Origin of the sequence: Streptomyces clavifer, from assembly GCF_036345975.1 — a bacterium.
Classification (GTDB): domain Bacteria; phylum Actinomycetota; class Actinomycetes; order Streptomycetales; family Streptomycetaceae; genus Streptomyces; species Streptomyces clavifer.
On the sequence record NZ_CP107793.1, the window covers coordinates 3,810,180 to 3,828,843 of the forward strand.

21 protein-coding genes are annotated in these 18,664 nt (G+C 68.6%); 11 read left to right on the plus strand and 10 right to left on the minus strand.

Features of this window, described 5'->3' with window-relative positions; genetic code table 11:
• Positions 1-6: 6 nt before the first annotated feature.
• Entirely contained in the window at positions 7-327 is a 321-nt protein-coding gene (locus OG927_RS16400; protein WP_056793146.1) for a hypothetical protein, read from the minus strand.
• Positions 328-612: 285 nt separating this feature from the next.
• Between OG927_RS16400 and rpsF the strand changes: the two genes are divergently transcribed.
• The 4 genes from rpsF (at position 613) to rplI (ending at position 2,349) form a co-directional block, all read left to right on the plus strand.
• Positions 613-903, plus strand: coding sequence for a 30S ribosomal protein S6 (gene rpsF, locus OG927_RS16405; protein WP_028441690.1), 291 nt, complete (start codon positions 613-615; stop codon positions 901-903).
• A 71-nt stretch (positions 904-974) separates the two neighbouring features.
• A complete protein-coding gene (locus tag OG927_RS16410; RefSeq protein WP_056793145.1) occupies positions 975-1,604 on the plus strand; it encodes a single-stranded DNA-binding protein in 630 nt (209 codons plus the stop codon).
• Positions 1,605-1,647: 43 nt separating this feature from the next.
• Positions 1,648-1,884 carry a 30S ribosomal protein S18 gene (rpsR, locus tag OG927_RS16415; RefSeq protein ID WP_003967857.1) on the plus strand — a complete coding sequence of 79 codons (237 nt, stop codon included), beginning with the start codon at positions 1,648-1,650 and terminating at the stop codon, positions 1,882-1,884.
• A gap of 18 nt (positions 1,885-1,902) precedes the next feature.
• Positions 1,903-2,349, plus strand: a complete 447-nt coding sequence (rplI, locus tag OG927_RS16420) for a 50S ribosomal protein L9 (RefSeq protein WP_056793144.1) — start codon at positions 1,903-1,905, stop codon at positions 2,347-2,349.
• A 166-nt stretch (positions 2,350-2,515) separates the two neighbouring features.
• Here rplI and OG927_RS16425 read toward each other — a convergent pair whose 3' ends face one another.
• A complete protein-coding gene (locus OG927_RS16425) occupies positions 2,516-3,853 on the minus strand; it encodes an MATE family efflux transporter (RefSeq protein WP_056793143.1) in 1,338 nt (445 codons plus the stop codon).
• Positions 3,854-4,329: 476 nt separating this feature from the next.
• On the opposite strand from OG927_RS16425, the gene dnaB reads away from it, so the two are divergent.
• Positions 4,330-5,787 (plus strand): replicative DNA helicase, encoded by a 1,458-nt coding sequence (dnaB, locus tag OG927_RS16430; protein WP_056793142.1) that lies wholly within the window; start codon positions 4,330-4,332, stop codon positions 5,785-5,787.
• Positions 5,788-6,150: 363 nt separating this feature from the next.
• The gene (locus tag OG927_RS16435) at positions 6,151-6,948 is read left to right on the plus strand and encodes an inositol monophosphatase family protein (RefSeq protein ID WP_124281856.1); all 798 of its coding nucleotides are present in this window, start codon (positions 6,151-6,153) and stop codon (positions 6,946-6,948) included.
• Positions 6,949-7,115: 167 nt separating this feature from the next.
• On the opposite strand, the gene OG927_RS16440 is transcribed toward OG927_RS16435, so the two are convergent.
• Complete coding sequence (locus OG927_RS16440; protein ID WP_056793141.1) at positions 7,116-7,706, minus strand: TetR/AcrR family transcriptional regulator; 591 nt, start codon at positions 7,704-7,706, stop codon at positions 7,116-7,118.
• A 146-nt stretch (positions 7,707-7,852) separates the two neighbouring features.
• On the opposite strand from OG927_RS16440, the gene OG927_RS16445 reads away from it, so the two are divergent.
• Both OG927_RS16445 and OG927_RS16450 read left to right on the plus strand, forming a co-directional pair.
• Positions 7,853-8,437 (plus strand): dihydrofolate reductase family protein, encoded by a 585-nt coding sequence (locus OG927_RS16445; protein WP_056793140.1) that lies wholly within the window; start codon positions 7,853-7,855, stop codon positions 8,435-8,437.
• 146 nt (positions 8,438-8,583) lie between these two features.
• The gene (locus OG927_RS16450) at positions 8,584-9,963 is read left to right on the plus strand and encodes a serine hydrolase domain-containing protein (RefSeq protein WP_124281855.1); all 1,380 of its coding nucleotides are present in this window, start codon (positions 8,584-8,586) and stop codon (positions 9,961-9,963) included.
• A gap of 94 nt (positions 9,964-10,057) precedes the next feature.
• Here the strand turns inward: OG927_RS16450 and OG927_RS16455 are convergent, their stop codons facing one another.
• From OG927_RS16455 to OG927_RS16465, 3 genes are all read right to left on the minus strand, one after another.
• Positions 10,058-11,221, minus strand: a complete 1,164-nt coding sequence (locus tag OG927_RS16455) for a winged helix DNA-binding domain-containing protein (RefSeq protein ID WP_209470153.1) — start codon at positions 11,219-11,221, stop codon at positions 10,058-10,060.
• A gap of 71 nt (positions 11,222-11,292) precedes the next feature.
• On the minus strand, positions 11,293-11,745 hold the full coding sequence (locus tag OG927_RS16460) for a GNAT family N-acetyltransferase (protein ID WP_056793137.1): 453 nt from the start codon (positions 11,743-11,745) through the stop codon (positions 11,293-11,295).
• Between the two features lie 27 nt (positions 11,746-11,772).
• Positions 11,773-12,231 carry a MarR family winged helix-turn-helix transcriptional regulator gene (locus OG927_RS16465; protein ID WP_124281853.1) on the minus strand — a complete coding sequence of 153 codons (459 nt, stop codon included), beginning with the start codon at positions 12,229-12,231 and terminating at the stop codon, positions 11,773-11,775.
• Between the two features lie 143 nt (positions 12,232-12,374).
• Between OG927_RS16465 and OG927_RS16470 the strand changes: the two genes are divergently transcribed.
• The gene (locus OG927_RS16470; protein ID WP_056793135.1) at positions 12,375-13,586 is read left to right on the plus strand and encodes an MFS transporter; all 1,212 of its coding nucleotides are present in this window, start codon (positions 12,375-12,377) and stop codon (positions 13,584-13,586) included.
• Between the two features lie 812 nt (positions 13,587-14,398).
• Here OG927_RS16470 and OG927_RS16475 read toward each other — a convergent pair.
• The 4 genes from OG927_RS16475 to OG927_RS16490 form a co-directional block, all read right to left on the minus strand.
• Positions 14,399-14,878: an NUDIX domain-containing protein gene (locus OG927_RS16475; protein ID WP_056793134.1), complete on the minus strand. Its 480-nt coding sequence runs from the start codon at positions 14,876-14,878 to the stop codon at positions 14,399-14,401.
• 52 nt (positions 14,879-14,930) lie between these two features.
• Positions 14,931-15,827, minus strand: coding sequence for a LysR family transcriptional regulator (locus tag OG927_RS16480; protein WP_056793133.1), 897 nt, complete (start codon positions 15,825-15,827; stop codon positions 14,931-14,933).
• A gap of 268 nt (positions 15,828-16,095) precedes the next feature.
• On the minus strand, positions 16,096-17,220 hold the full coding sequence (locus OG927_RS16485; protein ID WP_124281848.1) for a cystathionine gamma-lyase: 1,125 nt from the start codon (positions 17,218-17,220) through the stop codon (positions 16,096-16,098).
• A 63-nt stretch (positions 17,221-17,283) separates the two neighbouring features.
• Positions 17,284-17,661, minus strand: coding sequence for a phage holin family protein (locus OG927_RS16490; RefSeq protein ID WP_056793131.1), 378 nt, complete (start codon positions 17,659-17,661; stop codon positions 17,284-17,286).
• 78 nt (positions 17,662-17,739) lie between these two features.
• On the opposite strand from OG927_RS16490, the gene OG927_RS16495 reads away from it, so the two are divergent.
• Both OG927_RS16495 and OG927_RS16500 read left to right on the plus strand, forming a co-directional pair.
• Positions 17,740-18,057 carry a cupin domain-containing protein gene (locus tag OG927_RS16495; RefSeq protein WP_056793130.1) on the plus strand — a complete coding sequence of 106 codons (318 nt, stop codon included), beginning with the start codon at positions 17,740-17,742 and terminating at the stop codon, positions 18,055-18,057.
• Between the two features lie 129 nt (positions 18,058-18,186).
• Complete coding sequence (locus OG927_RS16500; protein WP_056793572.1) at positions 18,187-18,396, plus strand: DUF5326 family protein; 210 nt, start codon at positions 18,187-18,189, stop codon at positions 18,394-18,396.
• Positions 18,397-18,664: the final 268 nt, after the last annotated feature.

The window sequence follows — 18,664 nt, forward strand, 5'->3', positions numbered from 1 at the left end:
CGCCCCTCAGTTGATCACGCCGCCGAAGAGGCCGCCGTGGGCCATGCCGAGGAAGAAACCGAGCGCGGACGCACCCAGCCCCACGATGAGGGGAAAGCGTTCACGGGTGGTGACCGAGACGTACTGCCCGTAGGCGCCCGTCATGATCCCGACCAGCCCGGCCCAGGAGCTGATCAGGTGCAGGTGGTGGAACATCGCCGTCACGAAGGCGAGGATCCCGAGGACCACGGTCACGGTCACGAGCGCGTCCTGGAGGGGGTGGGACCTGCCGTCCGTGGCGAACAGGGAGACGGCGGGACGGGTGCGGGGTCGCATTGGCTGTGCCATGGGGAACCTCCTGACCGGAAAGCGGCGCACTGTAACGCCGCTCACATCCGATGTGTACAGATTGCGGCCTTCCGGCACCGGATTTCAACCGGAAGCCTGTCTGCGGGTAGTCTGTACGGTCTGCACCGGTGTCTGCCCTGAGTCAGCACTGCAACTCCCCTCGACCATCGAAGACGGGCGTTGTCAGTGGTGGCTGTTTTACTCGGGGACATCGATGCCTACGCATCACGACCCTCCTGCCACGGAACGACCGTGGCCGCTGAGTCCAAAGGAGGTGGGTTCCACATGCGTCACTACGAGGTGATGGTCATCCTCGACCCCGATCTCGAGGAGCGAGCAGTCTCCCCGCTGATCGAGAACTTCCTCTCCGTCGTCCGTGAGGGCGATGGAAAGGTTGAGAAGGTCGACACCTGGGGCCGTCGTCGTCTCTCTTACGAGATCAAGAAGAAGCCTGAGGGCATCTACTCGGTCATCGACCTGCAGGCCGAGCCTGCGGTCGTCAAGGAGCTCGACCGACAGATGAACCTGAACGAGTCGGTCCTCCGGACCAAGGTCCTCCGTCCCGAGATCCACTGAGCATCTAGCTCAGCGGTCATCGGGTTCGAGTAGCAAGCAGCCAGAAGCAATCCCCGCCGAGAGGTTCACCCATGGCAGGCGAGACCGTCATCACGGTCGTCGGCAATCTCGTCGACGACCCCGAGCTGCGCTTCACCCCGTCCGGTGCGGCGGTCGCGAAGTTCCGTGTCGCGTCCACTCCCCGCATCTTCGACCGGCAGACCAATGAGTGGAAGGACGGCGAAGGCCTGTTCCTCACCTGCTCGGTCTGGCGTCAGGCGGCGGAGAACGTCGCGGAGTCGCTCCAGCGAGGCATGCGCGTCGTCGTGCAGGGCCGGCTGAAGCAGCGGTCCTACGAGGACCGTGAGGGCGTCAAGCGCACGGTCTACGAGCTGGACGTCGAGGAAGTCGGCCCCAGTCTCAAGAGCGCCACGGCCAAGGTCACCAAGACCACAGGTCGCGGTGGCCAGGGTGGCGGTCAGGGTGGATACGGCGGCGGCCAGCAGGGCGGCGGCAACTGGGGCGGCGGTCCCGGTAGCGGCGGTCAGCAGGGCGGCGGCGGTGCACCTGCCGACGACCCGTGGGCCACTGGCGCGCCTGCGGGCGGTCAGCAGGGCGGGGGCCAGCAGAGCGGCGGGGGTGGCTGGGGCGGAAGCTCCGGCGGCTCCGGTGGCTCGGGCGGAAGCTCCGGCGGCGGCTACTCGGACGAGCCTCCCTTCTAGGGCAGCTCGTACCCCCACTTCTTGATCACACAGGAGAAACACCATGGCGAAGCCGCCTGTGCGCAAGCCTAAGAAGAAGGTCTGCGCGTTCTGCAAGGACAAGACCCAGTACGTGGACTACAAGGACACGAACATGCTGCGGAAGTTCATTTCCGACCGCGGCAAGATCCGTGCCCGCCGCGTCACCGGCAACTGCACGCAGCACCAGCGTGATGTCGCCACGGCAGTCAAGAACAGCCGTGAGATGGCGCTGCTGCCCTACACGTCCACCGCGCGATAAGGGAAGGGTGACCGAATCATGAAGATCATCCTCACCCACGAGGTCACTGGCCTCGGTGCTGCCGGCGACGTCGTGGACGTCAAGGACGGGTACGCCCGTAACTACCTGGTTCCGCGTGGCTTTGCCATCCGCTGGACCAAGGGTGGCGAGAAGGACGTGGCGCAGATCCGCCGCGCCCGTAAGATCCACGAGATCGCGACGATCGAGCAGGCCAACGAGATCAAGGCCAAGCTCGAGGCCGTCAAGGTGCGTCTGGCTGTTCGCTCCGGCGACGCCGGCCGTCTCTTCGGCTCCGTCACCCCGGCCGACATCGCCTCGGCGATCAAGGCCGCCGGTGGTCCGGACGTCGACAAGCGTCGCGTCGAGCTCGGTACGCCGATCAAGACGCTCGGCGGATACCAGGTATCCGTGCGCCTGCACCCCGAGGTTGCCGCGAAGCTCGGTATCGAGGTCGTTGCTGCCTAAGGGCACAGCTCAGCAGAGCTAGGTGAAGGGCCGCACCTCACGGTGCGGCCCTTCGTCGTGCTGCACCGGCGAGGTCTCGTGCCTGGTTCGTTTCGTGTTTGGTTTCACGTGAAACGGCGTCGCGGTCCCGTTTCACGTGAAACGGGACCGCGACGCCGTTGGTCGGTCAGCGGGTGGCGCCAATGACGAGCCACTTGCCCGAGCGCATGCGCAGCCAGAGTGTCACCAGTCGGACTGCCATCATGAGCGTCATCGCCCACCACAGGGCGGTCAGGCCTCCTCCGAGGCCGGGGATGAGGAGGGCGACGGGGGCGAAGGCGGCCAGGGTCACGATCATGGCCCAGGCGAGGTACCGGCCGTCACCCGCACCCATGAGTACGCCGTCGAGCACGAAGACGACACCGGCAATCGGCTGGGAGAGCGCGACGACGAGCAGCGCCGGCAGCAAGGTCTCCTGCACCGACGGGTCGCCGGTGAACAGGGGGATGAACAAGGGGCGCGCCAGCACGATCAGCACACCGAGAACCACACCGGAGGCGATGCCCCACTGGACCATCCGGCGACAGGCCTCGCGGGCTCCCTTGGCGTCGCCCGCGCCCAGGTAGCGGCCAATGATGGCCTGCCCCGCAATGGCGATGGCGTCGAGAGCGAAGGCCGTGAGGCTCCAGAGGGACAGGATGATCTGGTGGGCGGCGATGTTCGTGTCGCCGAGTCGGGCCGCCACTGCGGTGGCGATCAGCAGGACCGAACGCAGTGAGAGCGTACGGACCAGCAGGGGGAAGCCTGCCTGGGCGCTGGCCCTGATTCCTGCGGCGTCGGGACGCAGCGAAGCTCCGTGTCTCCGCGCGCCGCGCACAACAACGATCAGGTAGGCGAGCGCCATGCCGGCCTGGGCGATCACCGTGCCCCAGGCAGATCCGGCGATGCCGAGTCCGGCTCCGTAGACGAGCCCCACGTTGAGCGCGCCGTTGGCCGTGAATCCACCGATGGCGACGTAGAGGGGCGTCCGGGTGTCCTGCAGGCCCCGCAGTACGCCGGTCGCGGCGAGCACGACAAGCATGGCGGGGATGCCGAAGCTGGAGATCCTCAGGTAGGTCACGGCGTAGGGGGTGGCCGTGTCCGACGTGCCGAAGGCCTCGATGAGCCAGGGGGCCGCGGGATAGGCGAAGGCGACGACGAGGGCGCCGAGCAGCAGGGCGAGCCAGATGCCGTCCATTCCCTGTCGGATGGCGGAGGGGATGTCGCCTGCCCCGACCCGGCGGGCCACCGCAGCCGTGGTCGCGTAGGCGAGGAAGACGAAGATGCTCACGGCAGTGGTGAGCAAGGCGGCGGCGACCCCCAGGCCGGCCAGTTGGGACGTGCCCAGATGGCCGACGACGGCGCTGTCGACCATGACGAAAAGTGGCTCGGCGACGAGAGCGCCGAAGGCCGGTACGGCGAGGGCGATGATCTCGCGGTCGTGCCGACGGCGGGACGGCGGCTGGGTCGCGGAGGCCTGGGTCATGGGTGTCAATTTAATCTTCCACAGGTAAGAGATGCAACACCATTGGAGTCCTTACCTGTCCACGAGTTCACGGATCGGCCGGGGGGTGATTCCGGCGATCTTGAGCTCAGGGCGAAAGTTTTTCTCCCCCACAGCCAGTGGATGGAGAAAGCCCAGGTCAGAACCCTTCCGGCTGGGTCGGTATGAGTTTGTCCACAGTGCTGTCCCCTGGCCCGTGCACAGGATCGGAGGGGTTCTCCACAGCATCTGGTCCGTCGTCCACATGCCCTGTGGATAACCAGATTGGCTGACGGTGCATACCGGCCTACCGTGGGGCGGCGCCCGCACTCCGTTCCGGCAGGGATGACCCCAGAACTTGACGCGCCGGAACCGGAGTCGGGCGTCTTGTTTGTCGGTGCCGTGCCGTAAGAAAGAGTGGCACGGTTAGGTCCGCGCAGCGGACGGGAGGAGGTGGCCCGGTGAGCATTCCCGAGCCTTTGGACGATCCCTGGGCCGATGTCGGTCCCAGTGACCGTCTGCCCGTTTCCCGTCAGCGCCGTGGAGAGGGCAAGGGGCGGGACGAGCAGCACGAGCGGGGCCGGGAGAGCAGCTGGGACAGCGGCTCGTCCGGGTTCGAGCGAGTGCCTCCCCAGGACCTCGACGCGGAGCAGTCCGTGCTCGGCGGCATGCTGCTGTCCAAGGACGCCATCGCCGATGTCGTGGAGATCATCAAGGGCCACGACTTCTACCGTCCGGCTCACGAGACCGTCTACACGGCGATCCTCGACCTCTATGCCAAGGGCGAGCCGGCCGACCCGATCACGGTGGCGGCCGAGCTCGTCAAGCGCGGTGAGATCACCAAGGTTGGCGGAGCCCCGTATCTGCACACCCTGGTCCAGTCCGTGCCGACGGCCGCCAACGCCTCGTACTACGCGGAGATCGTCCATGAACGGGCGGTTCTCCGGCGTCTCGTCGAGGCCGGCACGAAGATCACGCAGATGGGGTACGCAGCCGACGGTGACGTGGACGAGATCGTCAACTCGGCGCAGGCCGAGATCTACGCCGTCACCGAGCAGCGCACCAGTGAGGACTACCTGCCGCTCGGCGACATCATGGAGGGCGCTCTCGACGAGATCGAGGCGATCGGGTCCCGCAGCGGCGAGATGACCGGTGTCCCGACCGGATTCACCGATCTGGACGCCCTGACGAACGGCCTGCACCCCGGGCAGATGATCGTGATCGCGGCGCGTCCCGCCATGGGAAAGTCCACGCTCGCCCTGGACTTCGCCCGTGCCTGTTCGATCAAGAGCAACCTGCCGAGCGTGATCTTCTCGCTGGAAATGGGCCGCAACGAGATCGCGATGCGTCTGCTGTCCGCCGAGGCACGGGTGGCACTTCACCACATGCGCTCCGGCACGATGACCGACGAGGACTGGACGAGGCTGGCCCGGCGGATGCCGGACGTCTCGGCGGCTCCGCTCTACATCGACGATTCGCCGAACCTCTCCATGATGGAGATCCGGGCGAAATGCCGTCGTCTCAAGCAGCGCAACGACCTCAAGCTCGTGGTCATCGACTATCTGCAGCTGATGCAGTCCGGCGGTGCCAAGCGGGCCGAGAGCCGTCAGCAGGAAGTCTCGGACATGTCCCGAAACCTCAAGCTCCTCGCCAAGGAGCTGGAGGTTCCCGTCATCGCGCTCTCCCAGCTGAACCGTGGCCCGGAGCAGCGCACCGACAAGAAGCCGATGGTCTCCGACCTGCGTGAATCGGGCTCCATCGAGCAGGACGCCGACATGGTCATCCTGCTGCACCGCGAGGACGCGTACGAGAAGGAGTCCCCGCGTGCGGGCGAGGCGGACCTGATCGTGGCCAAGCACCGAAACGGCCCGACAGCGACGATCACAGTGGCGTTCCAGGGGCACTACTCACGCTTCGTGGACATGGCCCAGACCTGAGTCGGGTCATGCAGAAGGCTGAGCCGGTCCAGCAACCGAGCCCGCGTCTCGGCAACGCATCGGCAAGGCCGGTCGACCCGGTACTCCGAAACCGTTTCTGCTCCCCGTGGCCGTGGTGCGGGAGCGCTGGTTTCGCTGCGGGTGCCGGACGACAGCGCTGCCGAGAAGCCGAAGGGGCGGCTGCGGTCGGCGAGCGTCCCGGTGGTCGGACACGGAGCCGGACGTCGAGTGCGCAGAAGCCGTCACGCGAGCTGCGAGTCACACCGTGCGCCGGGTGGAGAGGCCCGGCGCTTCGGCAGCGGCAGTCGGCTGAGGTCCGTCCGCCCGGTGGGCGTGAACACCGCCGTCGATAGTCTGCACGTCGTGATCAAGTCATACGCGAGCCTCGACGATGCCGGCGTCGCCGTCGCTGCGGCACGTGCCGGCGCGGACGTGGTGCACAGCATGTACGGCCGGCGGCTCACTCGCATCGACAAGGGTGCCGGGGATTTCGCCACTGCCGCCGACGTGGAGGCCGAGAAGGCGATCCTCGCGGTCATTCGTGCCGCTCGGCCCGATGACGCGGTGCTCGGCGAGGAGGGCGGGCACCAGGGCGCCGTCGAGGCCACGCGTCAGTGGTTGGTGGATCCTCTGTGCGGGACGCTGAACTACGCCGTCGGCAACATGCTGGTGGCCGTCAATGTGGCGCTGCGCGACGGGGCGGCGGCCGTGGCCGACCCGTTCACCGGCGAGGTCTTCTTCACCGACGGTGAGACAGCCCGGGCGCGGCACGGCGGGGCCGATGTGCCGCTGGTACCCACGTCCGCCACCCGACTGGTGGACGTCAACCTGGACCCGCCCTTCCCGAGCGCGCCTGGCTTCCGGGCCGTGGGCCTGCTGGCACACCCCGGGTTCGCCGAGCGGTTCCGGCCACGGGTCGTGTCCACGACGTTGGCGTTGGCCTGGGTGGCGGCAGGCAAACGAGCCGCGTACGTCACCGATGGCAGTGACCTGTCCGGGAGCGTGCACTTCGCCGCCGGCATCGCCCTGTGCCGGGCAGCCGGTTGCGTGGTCACCGGGGTCGACGGCGCTCCGATCGGGCAGGGGAACCGCGGCCTGGTCGTGGCAGCGGACGCCGAAACTCACGGGCTGTTGATGTCGATGATCCGCGGTCGAAGCTGACGAGGCGGGCGAGACGGTACTGGACGTCCCGCCCGTGTGCCGGACCCATCTCGACGACCGACCGTGGGTGCTGGTCGAATTCCGGGACGGCGAGGTGCTGACTGCGGTCAGGACTTCGCTCTCCGCCGGAGCCGCGGCGGGTGACGGGTGACGGGTGACGTGCGGATTCACGGTCCGTCCGGCTCGTGCGGGGGTACGAGCGCCGTGACGACGATGTCCACCAGGCGGTCGAGCGCCGTGTCGGACAGCATGTCGGGCAGTGTCAGGTGCTCGAGCAGCAGGCCGGTCATGGCCAGGTGGAGCACGAGGAAGGTGTCGGCGTCGCCCGGCAGGCCCGCCTCGCTGTAGAAGGCGCCGCTCTGGTCGAATTCCGCCCGCACGGTTTCGGTCAGGCGCGTTCGCAGGGCCGGGCGGCGAGTGGCTTCGAGCCGGAGTTCCAGCATGGCCAGATAGCCGACGCGGTCGTCGGCCATGCGCTGGACCAGCCAGTGCATGAGGGAGGTGACCAGCTCTCGGGACGGCGCGGGGAGCATCACCTGTTCGACCTCGGTGGCGTCCGGTGTCATGCGGTGGTTGATGCGGGCACCTGCCTGCATGAACAGATCGTCACGGTTCGTGAAGTAGTTGGACGCGGTACCGAGGGGGACACCCGCCCGGGAGTCCACCGCGCGGAAGGTGAGCCCGCGGGCTCCCTCATGGGCCAGCACCTCGATGGCGGCGTCGACGAGTGCCGTTCTGCGCTCCGGATTTCTGGCCATGGTCCTCTCCTGTCCGGCGTGCCTCCGAAAGAGGCTTGCTTAACCACTACGTATGAAGCACTCTATGTGCAGTAGTTGGGGCGGTGGCCGACGGTACCGCTGCCGGGCACGACCGAAGCAACAGACCTGCGCGGAACGGGGACCTCATGCGAAAGCTCACTTACTTCGTCGCCTGCTCCATCGACGGATTCATCGGTGATCCGGGCGGGGACGCCACGTCGATGATGGCCTTCGTCGATGAGGAGATGATCGAGTTCCTCACGTCGGAGTACCCGGAGACGGTCTCGGCGCAAGGCCGCGAGGTGCTGGGATTCGGTGAGGTGAAGAACCGGCGTTTCGACACCGTGATCCAGGGGCGGGCCAGCTATCAGATCGCCCTGGACGCCGGCCTCACCAGTCCGTACGGGCACATGGCGGAGCTCGTGGCCTCCCGGACTCTGCGGGAGTCCCCCGACCCGAACGTGGAGCTCGTTTCCGGCGATGTGGTCGGACGGATCAGGGAACTCAAGGCGCAGGACAGCGAACTGGGCATCTGGCTCTGTGGCGGATCCCGGCTGGCCGGTGAGCTGATCGGTGAGGTCGACGAACTCGTCATCAAGACCTATCCGCAGGTGTACGGGTCCGGAATGCCCATGTTCGGCGCGGATTTCGCGGTCACCGACTTCGCCCTGGAGAACGTCCGCACATTCGACAACGGTGTGCTGGTCAGGACCTACAGCCGGAAGCGCTGAGCGGCGCAGTGCGCCCCGGTGCCGTGCGGCGCGTCCCGCCGGTCCGGGGCCCTACGGCTCGAGGGCCGGGCAGGGTGAGGACCGGAGCCCGGTCCCGGCTGTGAAAAATGCTCGCGAGACGGCTGCCGCACGGGTAGTTCTTGACCATGACCACTTCCGAAGCGCTGCTTCCCGGCACCCGGCGTGCCCTGCTCCACCGCATTGCCACGGCCCAGTCCGAAGGCCGCGCGCCTTCTCTCGTCGCCGCTGTTCAGCGCGAGGGCCGGATCGCCTGGAGTGGCTCACGCAGCTGCGTGGAGGGGCATGCTCCCGACGACGATACGCAGTTCAGGATCGGCTCCATCACCAAGACGTTCACCGCCGTGCTGGTGCTGCGCCTCCGTGACGAAGGCCTCCTCCATCTGGACGACCCGCTGGAGAAGCACCTGCCGGGTACGGGCGTCGGACACGTGACCGCCCGTCAGCTGCTGGGTCACAGTGCCGGACTCGGGGCGGAGACGCCCGCACCCTGGTGGGAGAGGACGCCCGGTAGCACGCGGCCGGACCTGGCCGCCGTTCTCGGTGACGAGCCGCTGATGCACCCGCCGGGCCACAGGCACCATTACTCCAATCCTGGCTACACGCTGCTCGGATCGCTTGTCGAGAGGGTGCGCGGTGACGCCTGGGCGGAAGTGCTGCGCCGGGAGATCCTGGATCCGCTGGGGATGGACCGTACGACCGCATCGGCACAGGCACCGCATGCGGGCGGCTGGGCCGTCCATCCGTGGGCCGACGTCATGCTGCCCGAACCGGCCGAGGACCTCGGACTGATGGCTCCGGCCGGTCAGCTCTGGTCGACCACCTCCGACCTTCTCCGGTTCGCTTCCTTCCTCGCTCGCGGGGACGAACGCGTGCTCCGTGCCACGTCGGTCGAGGAGATGCGTACGCCCGTGGCACCGCCCGAAGCGGGCGACTGGGCAGGGAATTACGGCCTCGGCCTCCAGGTGGTGCAGCGGGAGGGCCGCACGCTCCTCGGTCACTCGGGGTCGCTGCCGGGCTTCCTTGCCGCGCTGTGGATCAGCGTCGAGGACGATGTGGCCGCAGTGGTGCTCGCCAACGCCACCTCCGGCCCGCTCGCCGGTGCGGTGGCCGCGGACCTCGTGCAGATCGTCGCCGATGCGGAGCCGAGGATCCCGGAGCCCTGGCGCCCGCTGCCCGAGGTGGACGAGGAACTGCTGGCGCTGACCGGCCCCTGGTACTGGGGAACGAGCATCCACACACTGAAGCTGCTCGCCGACCGGGGCTTCGAGCTGCAGCCGTTGCGCGGTACGGGACGCGGTGCCCGCTTCCGCGCATGCCCGGACGGCACCTGGACCGGGCTCAGCGGCTACTACGCGGGGGAGACGCTCCGCGTCGTCCGCTCCGCCGACGGCACGGTGGATCACCTCGACCTGGGATCGTTCGTTTTCACCCGGACGCCGTACGAACCCCGGGCGGCAGTGCCCGGTGGCGTGGACGAGGGCGGGTGGCGCGGACTCGTCACCTGAGCCGCCGGAGCGGGCCGGGCTACCCGAGCGCACTCACGGCAGGTGTCTCGCGGTCGTCGTTTCACGTGAAACGACAACCGGTGGGGCGGGCCGTTCATGCCGTCAGTTCGCGCTCCAGAGGTGTGCGGAAGCGGGGAGTGACCCGCGCCCCGCCCACCCAGGCCGACAACCCGGCAGCCTCCTGCTCGATGTGGCGGACGGCCTCCCGGCCCACGTCGGAGAGCAGCCGCCACACCAGCTCGCCGTCCGCGCGCTGCGCCCAGCCGCCCACGATCGTCCCGTTCCACCACACCGTCGGACCGATGTTGCCGGCCCGGTCGAAGAGCGCCCCACGATGATCGGCCCGCAGGTGGAAGGCTCGATCGGTCCAGCCCATCGCACTGGGATCGAGGCCGGGCAGAAGTGCCGCCCAGGGCTCCGGGGGCGGCTCGGGAGCGAGGTCCCCCGGCACGACCCAGCCCGAGGCGCCGCTGTCCAGCGAAACCTCCTCGGCAGTGACTGCGGCCAGTGCCTGACGGGTCTCCCGCACACCCCAGCCGGTCCACCATTTCAGGTCGGCCTCCGTTGCAGGGCCGTACGAGAAGAGCCAGCGCCGGGCCACCTCTGTTCGTGCCTCGGCGGGATCCGCCGCCGGCCACGGCGTGGTGGCCGTCCAGCGGAACTGGCTGGAGGTCCAGGCACCGCGCGGCCGGTCCCGCCGGATGCGTCCGTCGGCGGCCAGCAGACGGATGACCCGCGACGCGACGCCCTGGACCGTTTCCTGCCTCGTGCCGGGGAAGACGGTGATCTTCGTGCGTAGCGAGGGAACTACCGCGGAGAGCTCGCTCCCAGTAGCACGACCCCGTTCGTCGAGGACGGTGAGCGTCCCCCGCTCTACTTCGGCGAGCCAGTGCTCGTCCAGCCCCTTTCCGTCCTCCCTCAGGTGTTTGAGGAAGGTCCGGCGCTCCTTGGCTGCCACCGCCCGCGCGTGGGAGGCGTCCACGAAGCGGGCCGCATCCGTGGACATGGCGAACAGGGTGTTCCGCATGGAGAGCAGGCGCACCAGTGAGACGTCCTCGTAGAGGGCGCGTTCCACCGTTTCGACGTTCGGCTCGGACAGCCGGGCGCAGGTGGAGAGATAGACCGTAGCCGCGTCGGTGGCGTGCAGGGCCACCACCGCGTCCGCCACTTTCACGACGGAGGAGGCCCGCAGGGACCGGGCCAGCAGATGCCGCCTGCCGAGCCTGATCCGGCGTTGCTCGTCGTCGATGTGATGCATACGTGCCTCCGGGCGGTGGAGCCCGCCCAGGTGCTCCGGGCTCCTGGGAGCTCAAGGCGGTCTTCCCGGTTTCAGAGTGTGAGCTTGAACCCCACATGGCTTGCGGCGAAACCGAGCCGCTCGTAGAAGCGGTGGGCGTCGGTGCGGGTGGTGTCGGATGTCAGCTGCACCAGCCGGCAACTCTGGCGCCGGGACTCATCGACGGCCCACTGGATCAGCTGGGTGCCCAGGCCGCTGCCGCGCTCATCGGAATGGACCCGGACGCCCTCGATGATCGAGCGTGTCGCACCGCGCCGGGACAGCCCCGGGACAACCGTGAGCTGCAGGGTTCCGACGACGCGTTCTTCGCGCACGGCGACGACGATGCGCTGGTTGGGGTCGTCGGTCAGACGTCGGAACGCGGCTTCGTACGGGGAGAGATCGTCCGGTGACTCCCGCCGGGCACCGAGCGGGTCATCGGCGAGCATGGCTACGACGGCCGGAATGTCGGTGAGGACGGCGGGGCGTATCTCGAGATCGCTCATGATCGGCAGACTACGCAACCCGTCGGCTCAGGCGGGGACCTTGAGTGCTTCGACCGTGCGGACGAGCGGGGCCAGCTCGGGGTTCTTGGCCGCCTCGTCGAGAGCGGCCCGCAGGGCGGTGTCGTTGGTCGGCCTGGCCTCGTCCAGGAGTGCGAGGCCGGCTTCCGTGACATCGGTGTAGATGCCCCGCCGGTCCGTGTCGCACAGGTACCGGGTGAGTAGCCCACGGTCCTCGAGCCGGGTCACGAGCCGTGTGGTGGCGCTCTGGCTCAGCACCACGGCGTCCGCCACCTGCTTCATCTGGAGGTGGCCGCCCGTGCCGCTGTGCTGGCGGCTCAGGACGTCGAGCAGCGAGTACTCACGCACGCTGAGACCGTGGCCGGACTGGAGGGCCCGCTCGATGTGGGCCTCGATCCTCCCGTGGAGCAGCGAGAGGGCGCACCAGCTCTGGGAGAGGGCGGTCAGTGCGGGGTCCGTTGCTGTCATCTGTCTTCTCTCCTCCGTGCCGGAGCTGCTTGCGTCCAAGGGTAGGTCACGTGCGCAATAGCCCGCGCTTGCAATTATGCCGCGTCTGCAATTATTGTGAACGCCTGTAAAGCGCAGACGCAACCTTCAGGAAGGTGGAACCCATGCCGCTCGCGCTCCTCGCCCTGGCCATCGGGGCATTCGGAATCGGGACGACCGAGTTCGTGATCATGGGGCTGCTCCCCGAGGTCGCTGCGGACTTCCAGGTCTCGATTCCCACCGCGGGCTTTCTGGTCACCGGCTACGCCTTGGGGGTGGTCCTCGGTGCTCCGCTGATGACGGTGCTCGGCACGCGGGTCACCCGAAAGCGCATGCTGATGCTCCTGATGGGGCTGTTCATCGTCGGCAACGTGGTCTCCGCCCTCGCCCCGGTCTTCGAAGTCATGCTCGTCGGGCGGGTGGTCGCCTCGCTCGCGCACGGAGCCTTCTTCGGAATCGGATCGGTGGTCGCCGCCGATCTGGTGGCCCCGGAGAAGAAGGCGGGTGCCATCGCCATGATGTTCACCGGACTCACTGTCGCCAACGTGGTCGGAGTCCCTCTCGGCACCTACATCGGCCAGAGCGCCGGCTGGAGGATCACGTTCTTCGTCGTCGCCGGACTCGGCGTCCTCGGTCTTCTCGGGGTGGCGAAGCTCGTCCCCGAGCAGCCGAAGCCGGACGGTGTGCGCATCCGGCACGAGCTCGCCGCGTTCCGGAACGTGCAGGTGCTTCTCGCCATGGCCATGACCGTTCTGGGCTTCGGCGGTGTCTTCGCGGCGATCACCTACATCACGCCCATGATGACCGGGACCGCCGGCTACGCGCCGTCCTCCGTCACCTGGCTGCTCGTCCTCTTCGGGCTCGGCATGGTCGGTGGCAACCTGCTCGGCGGCAGGTTCGCCGACCGCCACCTGATGCCGATGCTGTACGTCTCCCTCGGTGCGCTCGCCGCCGTCCTGGCCCTGTTCACGCTGACGGCCCACGACAAGATCGCTGCCGCGGTCACCATCGTCCTCATCGGGGGCCTGGGCTTCGCGACGGTGCCGCCGCTCCAGAAGCGTGTGCTCGATCAGGCAGCAGGCGCACCCACACTGGCCTCAGCCGTCAACATCGGAGCGTTCAACCTCGGGAACGCACTGGCGGCCTGGCTGGGTGGCATGGTCATCGCGGCCGGCTTCGGCTACACGGCACCCAACTGGGTCGGCGCCGCTCTCGCCGCGTCGGCACTGCTCCTCGCGCTTCTCTCCGGTGCTCTGGAGCGCCGCACGGCCGACCGTGACCGGCCGGCGGCCGAGCCGGCTCCCGAACCCACTGCTGTGGCCGCAGGCCGGCGCTGACTCCGGGGGCGCCCGCTTCCCCGGCTGTCGCCGCGTGTGTGGCCGGCGGCTGTGCGCCGGTAGGCGCAACCGCCGGCCGCCGGGGTTCCTGGCGGGCAGAGCGCCCGTGCTCCGCGAAGCCCTCGGTCGCCCCTGGATCCGACATCGAGGTGTCGTGTGCGGCAGCCGCCCGCCGACAAGGGGGCCCGGCACGGCCGGCCGAGGCATGCAACCGTCGGCTGCCGTGGTTCATGGCGGGTGGTCGGCCCGCATGCCTTCAGCACCCGGATCGCGGTACTGAAGAGGCACGTGGCGGTGGCCAACGAGGGCGCGACCACCAGGCGATGCCCCTGTGCCCCGGGTCGCGGCATCATCCATGCCCGGACGAGGCGAAAAGAGGGGCAGGGGTGCAAGGGTCGGCGGCAGCCAGAACGTCGTCCACGCGGACGGTGCCTGGCCGACCCCCGGTGCGTGCCGGCCATCGGCACCAGGCCGGTGACGACCGAGAGCAGGGCCACCTCCACCACGAGCGAGTCCGCGAAGGTCTTCATGGCATGAGTAGCGGCCGGGGCCAGGACGGGGTCCCCGGTGAGGAACACCGCGAGGCCCGGCACCAGTCGCCCCACGGTGAGTCCCAGCCAGCTCACGGACACGGCGACGCGGGCGGTGAGGACGCTACGGCGATCGGAGCGCTTCAGAGGGTTTCACGTGAAACACGGTGACAAGCCCGGGGTGGGAGTCACCCGAGAGCGGGAGCGTCCCCCGTGCACCGGCCTTGGTGTTCCCGCCGCCCGGAGCGGTCGTGACCGGGATTCGGCGTTCCGGATCCTTCCTCAGCCCAGGTCGGGCGCATGCATCGCCCGCACTCCCTCGATGTTTCCGTCCAGGTAGTGCCGCAAGGACAGTGGAACCAGGTGCACGGCCGCGATGCCGACGCGGCTGAACGGCACGCGCACGATCTCGTATTCTCCGCAGGGTTCGTCGATCTCCGGGCCGTGCCGCCGGGAGAGGTCCATCGACTCGAGCCGGCAGACGAAGAAGTGCTGCACTTTGACGCCCTTCACCCCACCGCCCGCGATGTGTTCCACGGTGTCGACGAAACAGGGCACGACGTCGACGATCTTGGCGCCGAGCTCCTCGTCGACCTCGCGGTGCAGGGCGTCGATGACGGTGTCGTCCTCCGGCTCGACCCCGCCTCCTGGTGTGACCCAGTACGGATCCACCCCGGGCTTGGTGCGTTTGATCAGGATGAGGTCATCGCCGTCGAGCAGGACGGCACGTGCGGTGCGCTTGACCACAGGACGTTCGGTCATGGCAAGAGAGTGGCCCAGGAAAGCCGATCTGAAACTCGTGCGGGCCGACAGGTCACCAGTCCACGGCAGCACGCACCAGCCACTCGTGCGCCCGCGCGATGTGCGGAAGCGCCATGGTGCCGGTCCTCACGACGAGGAAGTACGTCCGCAGCGGCGGTACCGGAGGGTCGAGCAGGGCCACGACCTCACCCCGCTCCAGTGCGAGCTCGCACAGGTAGCGCGGGAGCACGGCGAGGCCCGCCCCGGCCGCCGCGCACTCCAGGACCGCGCGGAGATCGGGTGCGACCACCGTGGCGGACGCGGCGGGCCTGCTGTCGAACACGGCGGCCCAGTAGCGGGAGACGAGGGGCAGGCTCTCGTGCACTTCGACCACGGGCAGCTGCTCCAGGACCACCGAACCTCTGTGGCGCAGCGTCCCGGGGCCCAGGCGTGCGGCCCAGCGCGGGGCGGCGACCAGGACGTGCTCCTCGTCGCAGAGAGTGGTCGATGTGAGGAGCCCACCCCGCGGACGTGCCGTGGTGATGGCCAGATCATGGTGTCCGGCGGCCAGTCCTTCCAGCGCGTCCTCGGCATGCGCGAGGAACGTGGTGCGTAACGCCAGCCCTTGGGCGATCAGCGGGGTGAGGGCGGGGAGCGCGCGTATGGAGGTGAACTCCGGAGGGCCGGCCAGATGCAGGGTCCGCACCCCCGGATCGTCGCCCAGACCGGCCTCGGCGATCTCGACCAGTGCGTCCAGGTGGGGTGCGGCACGGTGCGCGAGCTCGTCGCCCACGGTGGTCGGCGTCACCCCCCTGGCCCTGCGCAGGAAGAGCGGTCGGCCCAGCTGTCGTTCCAGTGTGCGTATCTGCGAGGTGACGGCGGGCTGGGACAGCCCGAGCAGAGCGGCGGCCCGAGTGAATGATCCGGCCCGGTGTACCGCGACGAACGTGCGCAACAGCGCCAGGTCCATGGTCCGCACCTCCCGCTTCTGAACCGCACAACTATAAATTTGTCGATAGGCAGCTGTCGCTACTGTGATTGGACACTGACGCTGAGTCAATTAGCCTTGTCCAGGCGGTTCTTTGCGCAAGGAACCGGGGTGGTCCGAGTCACGAGGGGGGAGACTCGGACCGCCTGTCCCGAGCAGGACCGGCCCGGTCGACGGGGACGCCCGTCCCGGACCGGTCCTGCCGGACCGCGAAGTCACCGCGGTCAGTCGGACCGAGCAGTGCCCGCGGTCAGCGGCCGGCTTCGTCCAGCGCGCGTTCCACATCCGCCAGCAGGTCCACCGGGTCCTCGGCGCCGACCGAGAAGCGGATGAAGCCTTCCGGCACGGCGTCCCCGCCCCAGCGGGCCCGGCGCTCCGCGGTGGACCGCACGCCACCGAAGCTCGTCGCGTCGTCGACCAGCCGGAGCGCGGCCAGGAAGCGCTCGGCGGTCTCCTTGTCCGCCAGCACGAACGAGACGACGGAGCCGAAGCGCCGCATCTGCCGTACGGCGGTCGGGTACGAGGGGTCCTCGGGCAGTCCCGGGTACCGCAGCCCCGCCACCTCGGTGCGCTTGGCCAGTGTCTCGGCGAGCACCAGCGCGGTCGAGCACTGCCGGTCGACGCGCAGCTGCAGGGTGGACAGCGAACGGTGGGCGAGCCAGGCTTCCATGGGACCGGGGATCGCGCCGACGACCTTCCGCCAGCGACGGACGCCTGCGGACAGCAGCGGATCCCGGCAGGTCACATGGCCGAGCAGGATGTCTCCGTGGCCGGTCATGCCCTTGGTGTCGCTGGCCACCGAGAAGTCCGCTCCCAGCTCCAGCGGCCGTTGCCCGAGCGGTGTGGCCAGTGTGTTGTCGACCGCGACCAGTACGCCCGCCGCGTGCGCGGCCTCCACGAGCCGGCGCACGTCGCAGACGTCGAGTCCCGGGTTGGAGGGCGTTTCGATCCACAGGAGCTTCGCCCCGTCGAGGACCTCCAGCTGGGCATCGCCGCCGGTCGGCGCGGTCCGCACCTCGACGCCGTAGGCCTCCAGCTGTTCCCGTACCAGGGGGAGCGCCTGATAGCCGTCGTCCGGCAGCACCACGGCGTCCCCGGCGCGGGCCACGGACAGCAGTACGGCCGAGACTGCCGCCATTCCGGACGCGAAGACCGTGGTCTCGACCTGCTCCTCCGGCGCCTCCAGCTCGCTGATGGCCCGTTCCAGGTGGGTCCACGTCGGGTTCGTCTCCCGGCCGTAGGTATAGGGGCCGACGGGCACGCCGGACAGGTGGAAGTGCGCGGCGAAGACGGGGCCGGGCAGTGTGGGTTCGTACTGCTCCGGCTCGGGCAGCCCTGCTCGAACCGCCCGTGTTCCGTCGCCCATGGCGCTCATGCGTCCTCGCTCTCTTTCCGGCTGCTCACCGGTCCTGTCTGCACTGTGTCAGGAGGGGTGGGATCAGTCCTCGTCGGGGAGCACGACATTGAGCGCCCAGGAGACGACGGAGATGATCAGGCCGCCCAGGACCGCGGTCCAGAAGCCTTCGACGTGGAAGCTCAGGTCGAAGAGACCCGCCAGCCACGAGGTCAGCATCAGCATCAGGGCGTTGACCACCAGGGTGATCAGGCCGAGCGTCAGGATGAACAAGGGGAGGGTGAGGAGCTGGACCACCGGCTTGACGACAAAATTCACCAGGCCGAACAACAGCGCCACCACGAGCAGCGTGAGCACCTTGCGGCCGGTGTCGCCGCCGGTCAGCGTGATGTCGTTGAGCAGCCAGATGGCCACGGCCAGCGCACCCGCGTTGGCGATCGTCTTGACTACGAAATTCTTCATGTGTCTGATCGTTGCAGACGTGATCGGTGGCGGACACCGGCAGTGCGGACGAGTAAAGGCACGAGGAGCGGACCGACGATGAAAGCATTCAGACTGGACGAGCTCGAGGCGGAGCGGGCCGCCAATGACGGCGCCTACCTGCAGTTCGTCCGGGAACGCAACATGTCCGTCGGCCTGTACGCGCTGGACGCCGGTGAACTCGACCCGCAGCAGCCGCACAACCAGGACGAGGTCTACTTCGTCGTCAGCGGCCGTGCATCGATCACGGTCGGGATGGAGACCACACAGGTCGGGAGGGGGAGCGTCGTGTACGTACCCGCCGGGGCCGCCCACAAGTTCCACCACATCACGGAGGACCTCCGGGTGATGGTGGTCTTCTCCCCGCCGGAGGGCTGAGCGGTTCCGCCGGCGCGTTCCCTAGGGGATCGATCAGGGGACTTCGGGGGATCCCGGCCCTCCGCCGGCCGCCCCCGCGCCTCTAGCATCGAGGCAGGAACTCACAGAGACGAGGTCGGGACGATGGCGGTGCGGGAGATTTTCGCGGGGATGCCCTGGTGGGTGAAGTGGGTCGCGGTGCCTCTCATCGCGATCGTCGTGTTCGGCGGCCTGATCGCCAGCGTGGTCGGATTCGTCATCGGTCTGCTGTTCAAGGTGCTGGTCTTCGTCGTGCTGGTCGGTGGCCTGGTCTTCGTCGTGAGGAAGTTCATGGCGTCGTCCTCCCGCAGCGACTGGTAGGAACGGCGGGCGGCCGCCGGATCCATGGTCCGGCGGCCGGCACGGTGCCCACGGCCGGGCGGGGCGACGCAGTCCCACGGGGCCGGCGGGTGGCGCAGTACCCTCCCTGCGGCGGCCGGAGAACGTGATCACGCACGGCCGGACGGTCACCGGATCACGCACGGCCGGACGGACGGATGACAAGCCGGCGATACGGCGATTAGCCCAGCTGAGCTAAGTCCAGGACGAAACCTCACTCGTGACGGAGCGTGCCGATACAGTGGCGTAC

What these genes read in the sequence shown, in the direction of transcription:
- OG927_RS16400 (WP_056793146.1), bottom strand. Translation starts at nt 327, where the DNA reads ATGGCACAGCCAATGCGACCCCGCACCCGTCCCGCCGTCTCCCTGTTC.
- rpsF (WP_028441690.1), top strand. Translation starts at nt 613, where the DNA reads ATGCGTCACTACGAGGTGATGGTCATCCTCGACCCCGATCTCGAGGAG.
- OG927_RS16410 (WP_056793145.1), top strand. Translation starts at nt 975, where the DNA reads ATGGCAGGCGAGACCGTCATCACGGTCGTCGGCAATCTCGTCGACGAC.
- rpsR (WP_003967857.1), top strand. Translation starts at nt 1,648, where the DNA reads ATGGCGAAGCCGCCTGTGCGCAAGCCTAAGAAGAAGGTCTGCGCGTTC.
- rplI (WP_056793144.1), top strand. Translation starts at nt 1,903, where the DNA reads ATGAAGATCATCCTCACCCACGAGGTCACTGGCCTCGGTGCTGCCGGC.
- OG927_RS16425 (WP_056793143.1), bottom strand. Translation starts at nt 3,853, where the DNA reads ATGACCCAGGCCTCCGCGACCCAGCCGCCGTCCCGCCGTCGGCACGAC.
- OG927_RS16440 (WP_056793141.1), bottom strand. Translation starts at nt 7,706, where the DNA reads ATGGCCAGAAATCCGGAGCGCAGAACGGCACTCGTCGACGCCGCCATC.
- OG927_RS16445 (WP_056793140.1), top strand. Translation starts at nt 7,853, where the DNA reads ATGCGAAAGCTCACTTACTTCGTCGCCTGCTCCATCGACGGATTCATC.
- OG927_RS16450 (WP_124281855.1), top strand. Translation starts at nt 8,584, where the DNA reads ATGACCACTTCCGAAGCGCTGCTTCCCGGCACCCGGCGTGCCCTGCTC.
- OG927_RS16455 (WP_209470153.1), bottom strand. Translation starts at nt 11,221, where the DNA reads ATGCATCACATCGACGACGAGCAACGCCGGATCAGGCTCGGCAGGCGG.
- OG927_RS16460 (WP_056793137.1), bottom strand. Translation starts at nt 11,745, where the DNA reads ATGAGCGATCTCGAGATACGCCCCGCCGTCCTCACCGACATTCCGGCC.
- OG927_RS16465 (WP_124281853.1), bottom strand. Translation starts at nt 12,231, where the DNA reads ATGACAGCAACGGACCCCGCACTGACCGCCCTCTCCCAGAGCTGGTGC.
- OG927_RS16470 (WP_056793135.1), top strand. Translation starts at nt 12,375, where the DNA reads ATGCCGCTCGCGCTCCTCGCCCTGGCCATCGGGGCATTCGGAATCGGG.
- OG927_RS16475 (WP_056793134.1), bottom strand. Translation starts at nt 14,878, where the DNA reads ATGACCGAACGTCCTGTGGTCAAGCGCACCGCACGTGCCGTCCTGCTC.
- OG927_RS16480 (WP_056793133.1), bottom strand. Translation starts at nt 15,827, where the DNA reads ATGGACCTGGCGCTGTTGCGCACGTTCGTCGCGGTACACCGGGCCGGA.
- OG927_RS16485 (WP_124281848.1), bottom strand. Translation starts at nt 17,220, where the DNA reads ATGAGCGCCATGGGCGACGGAACACGGGCGGTTCGAGCAGGGCTGCCC.
- OG927_RS16490 (WP_056793131.1), bottom strand. Translation starts at nt 17,661, where the DNA reads ATGAAGAATTTCGTAGTCAAGACGATCGCCAACGCGGGTGCGCTGGCC.
- OG927_RS16495 (WP_056793130.1), top strand. Translation starts at nt 17,740, where the DNA reads ATGAAAGCATTCAGACTGGACGAGCTCGAGGCGGAGCGGGCCGCCAAT.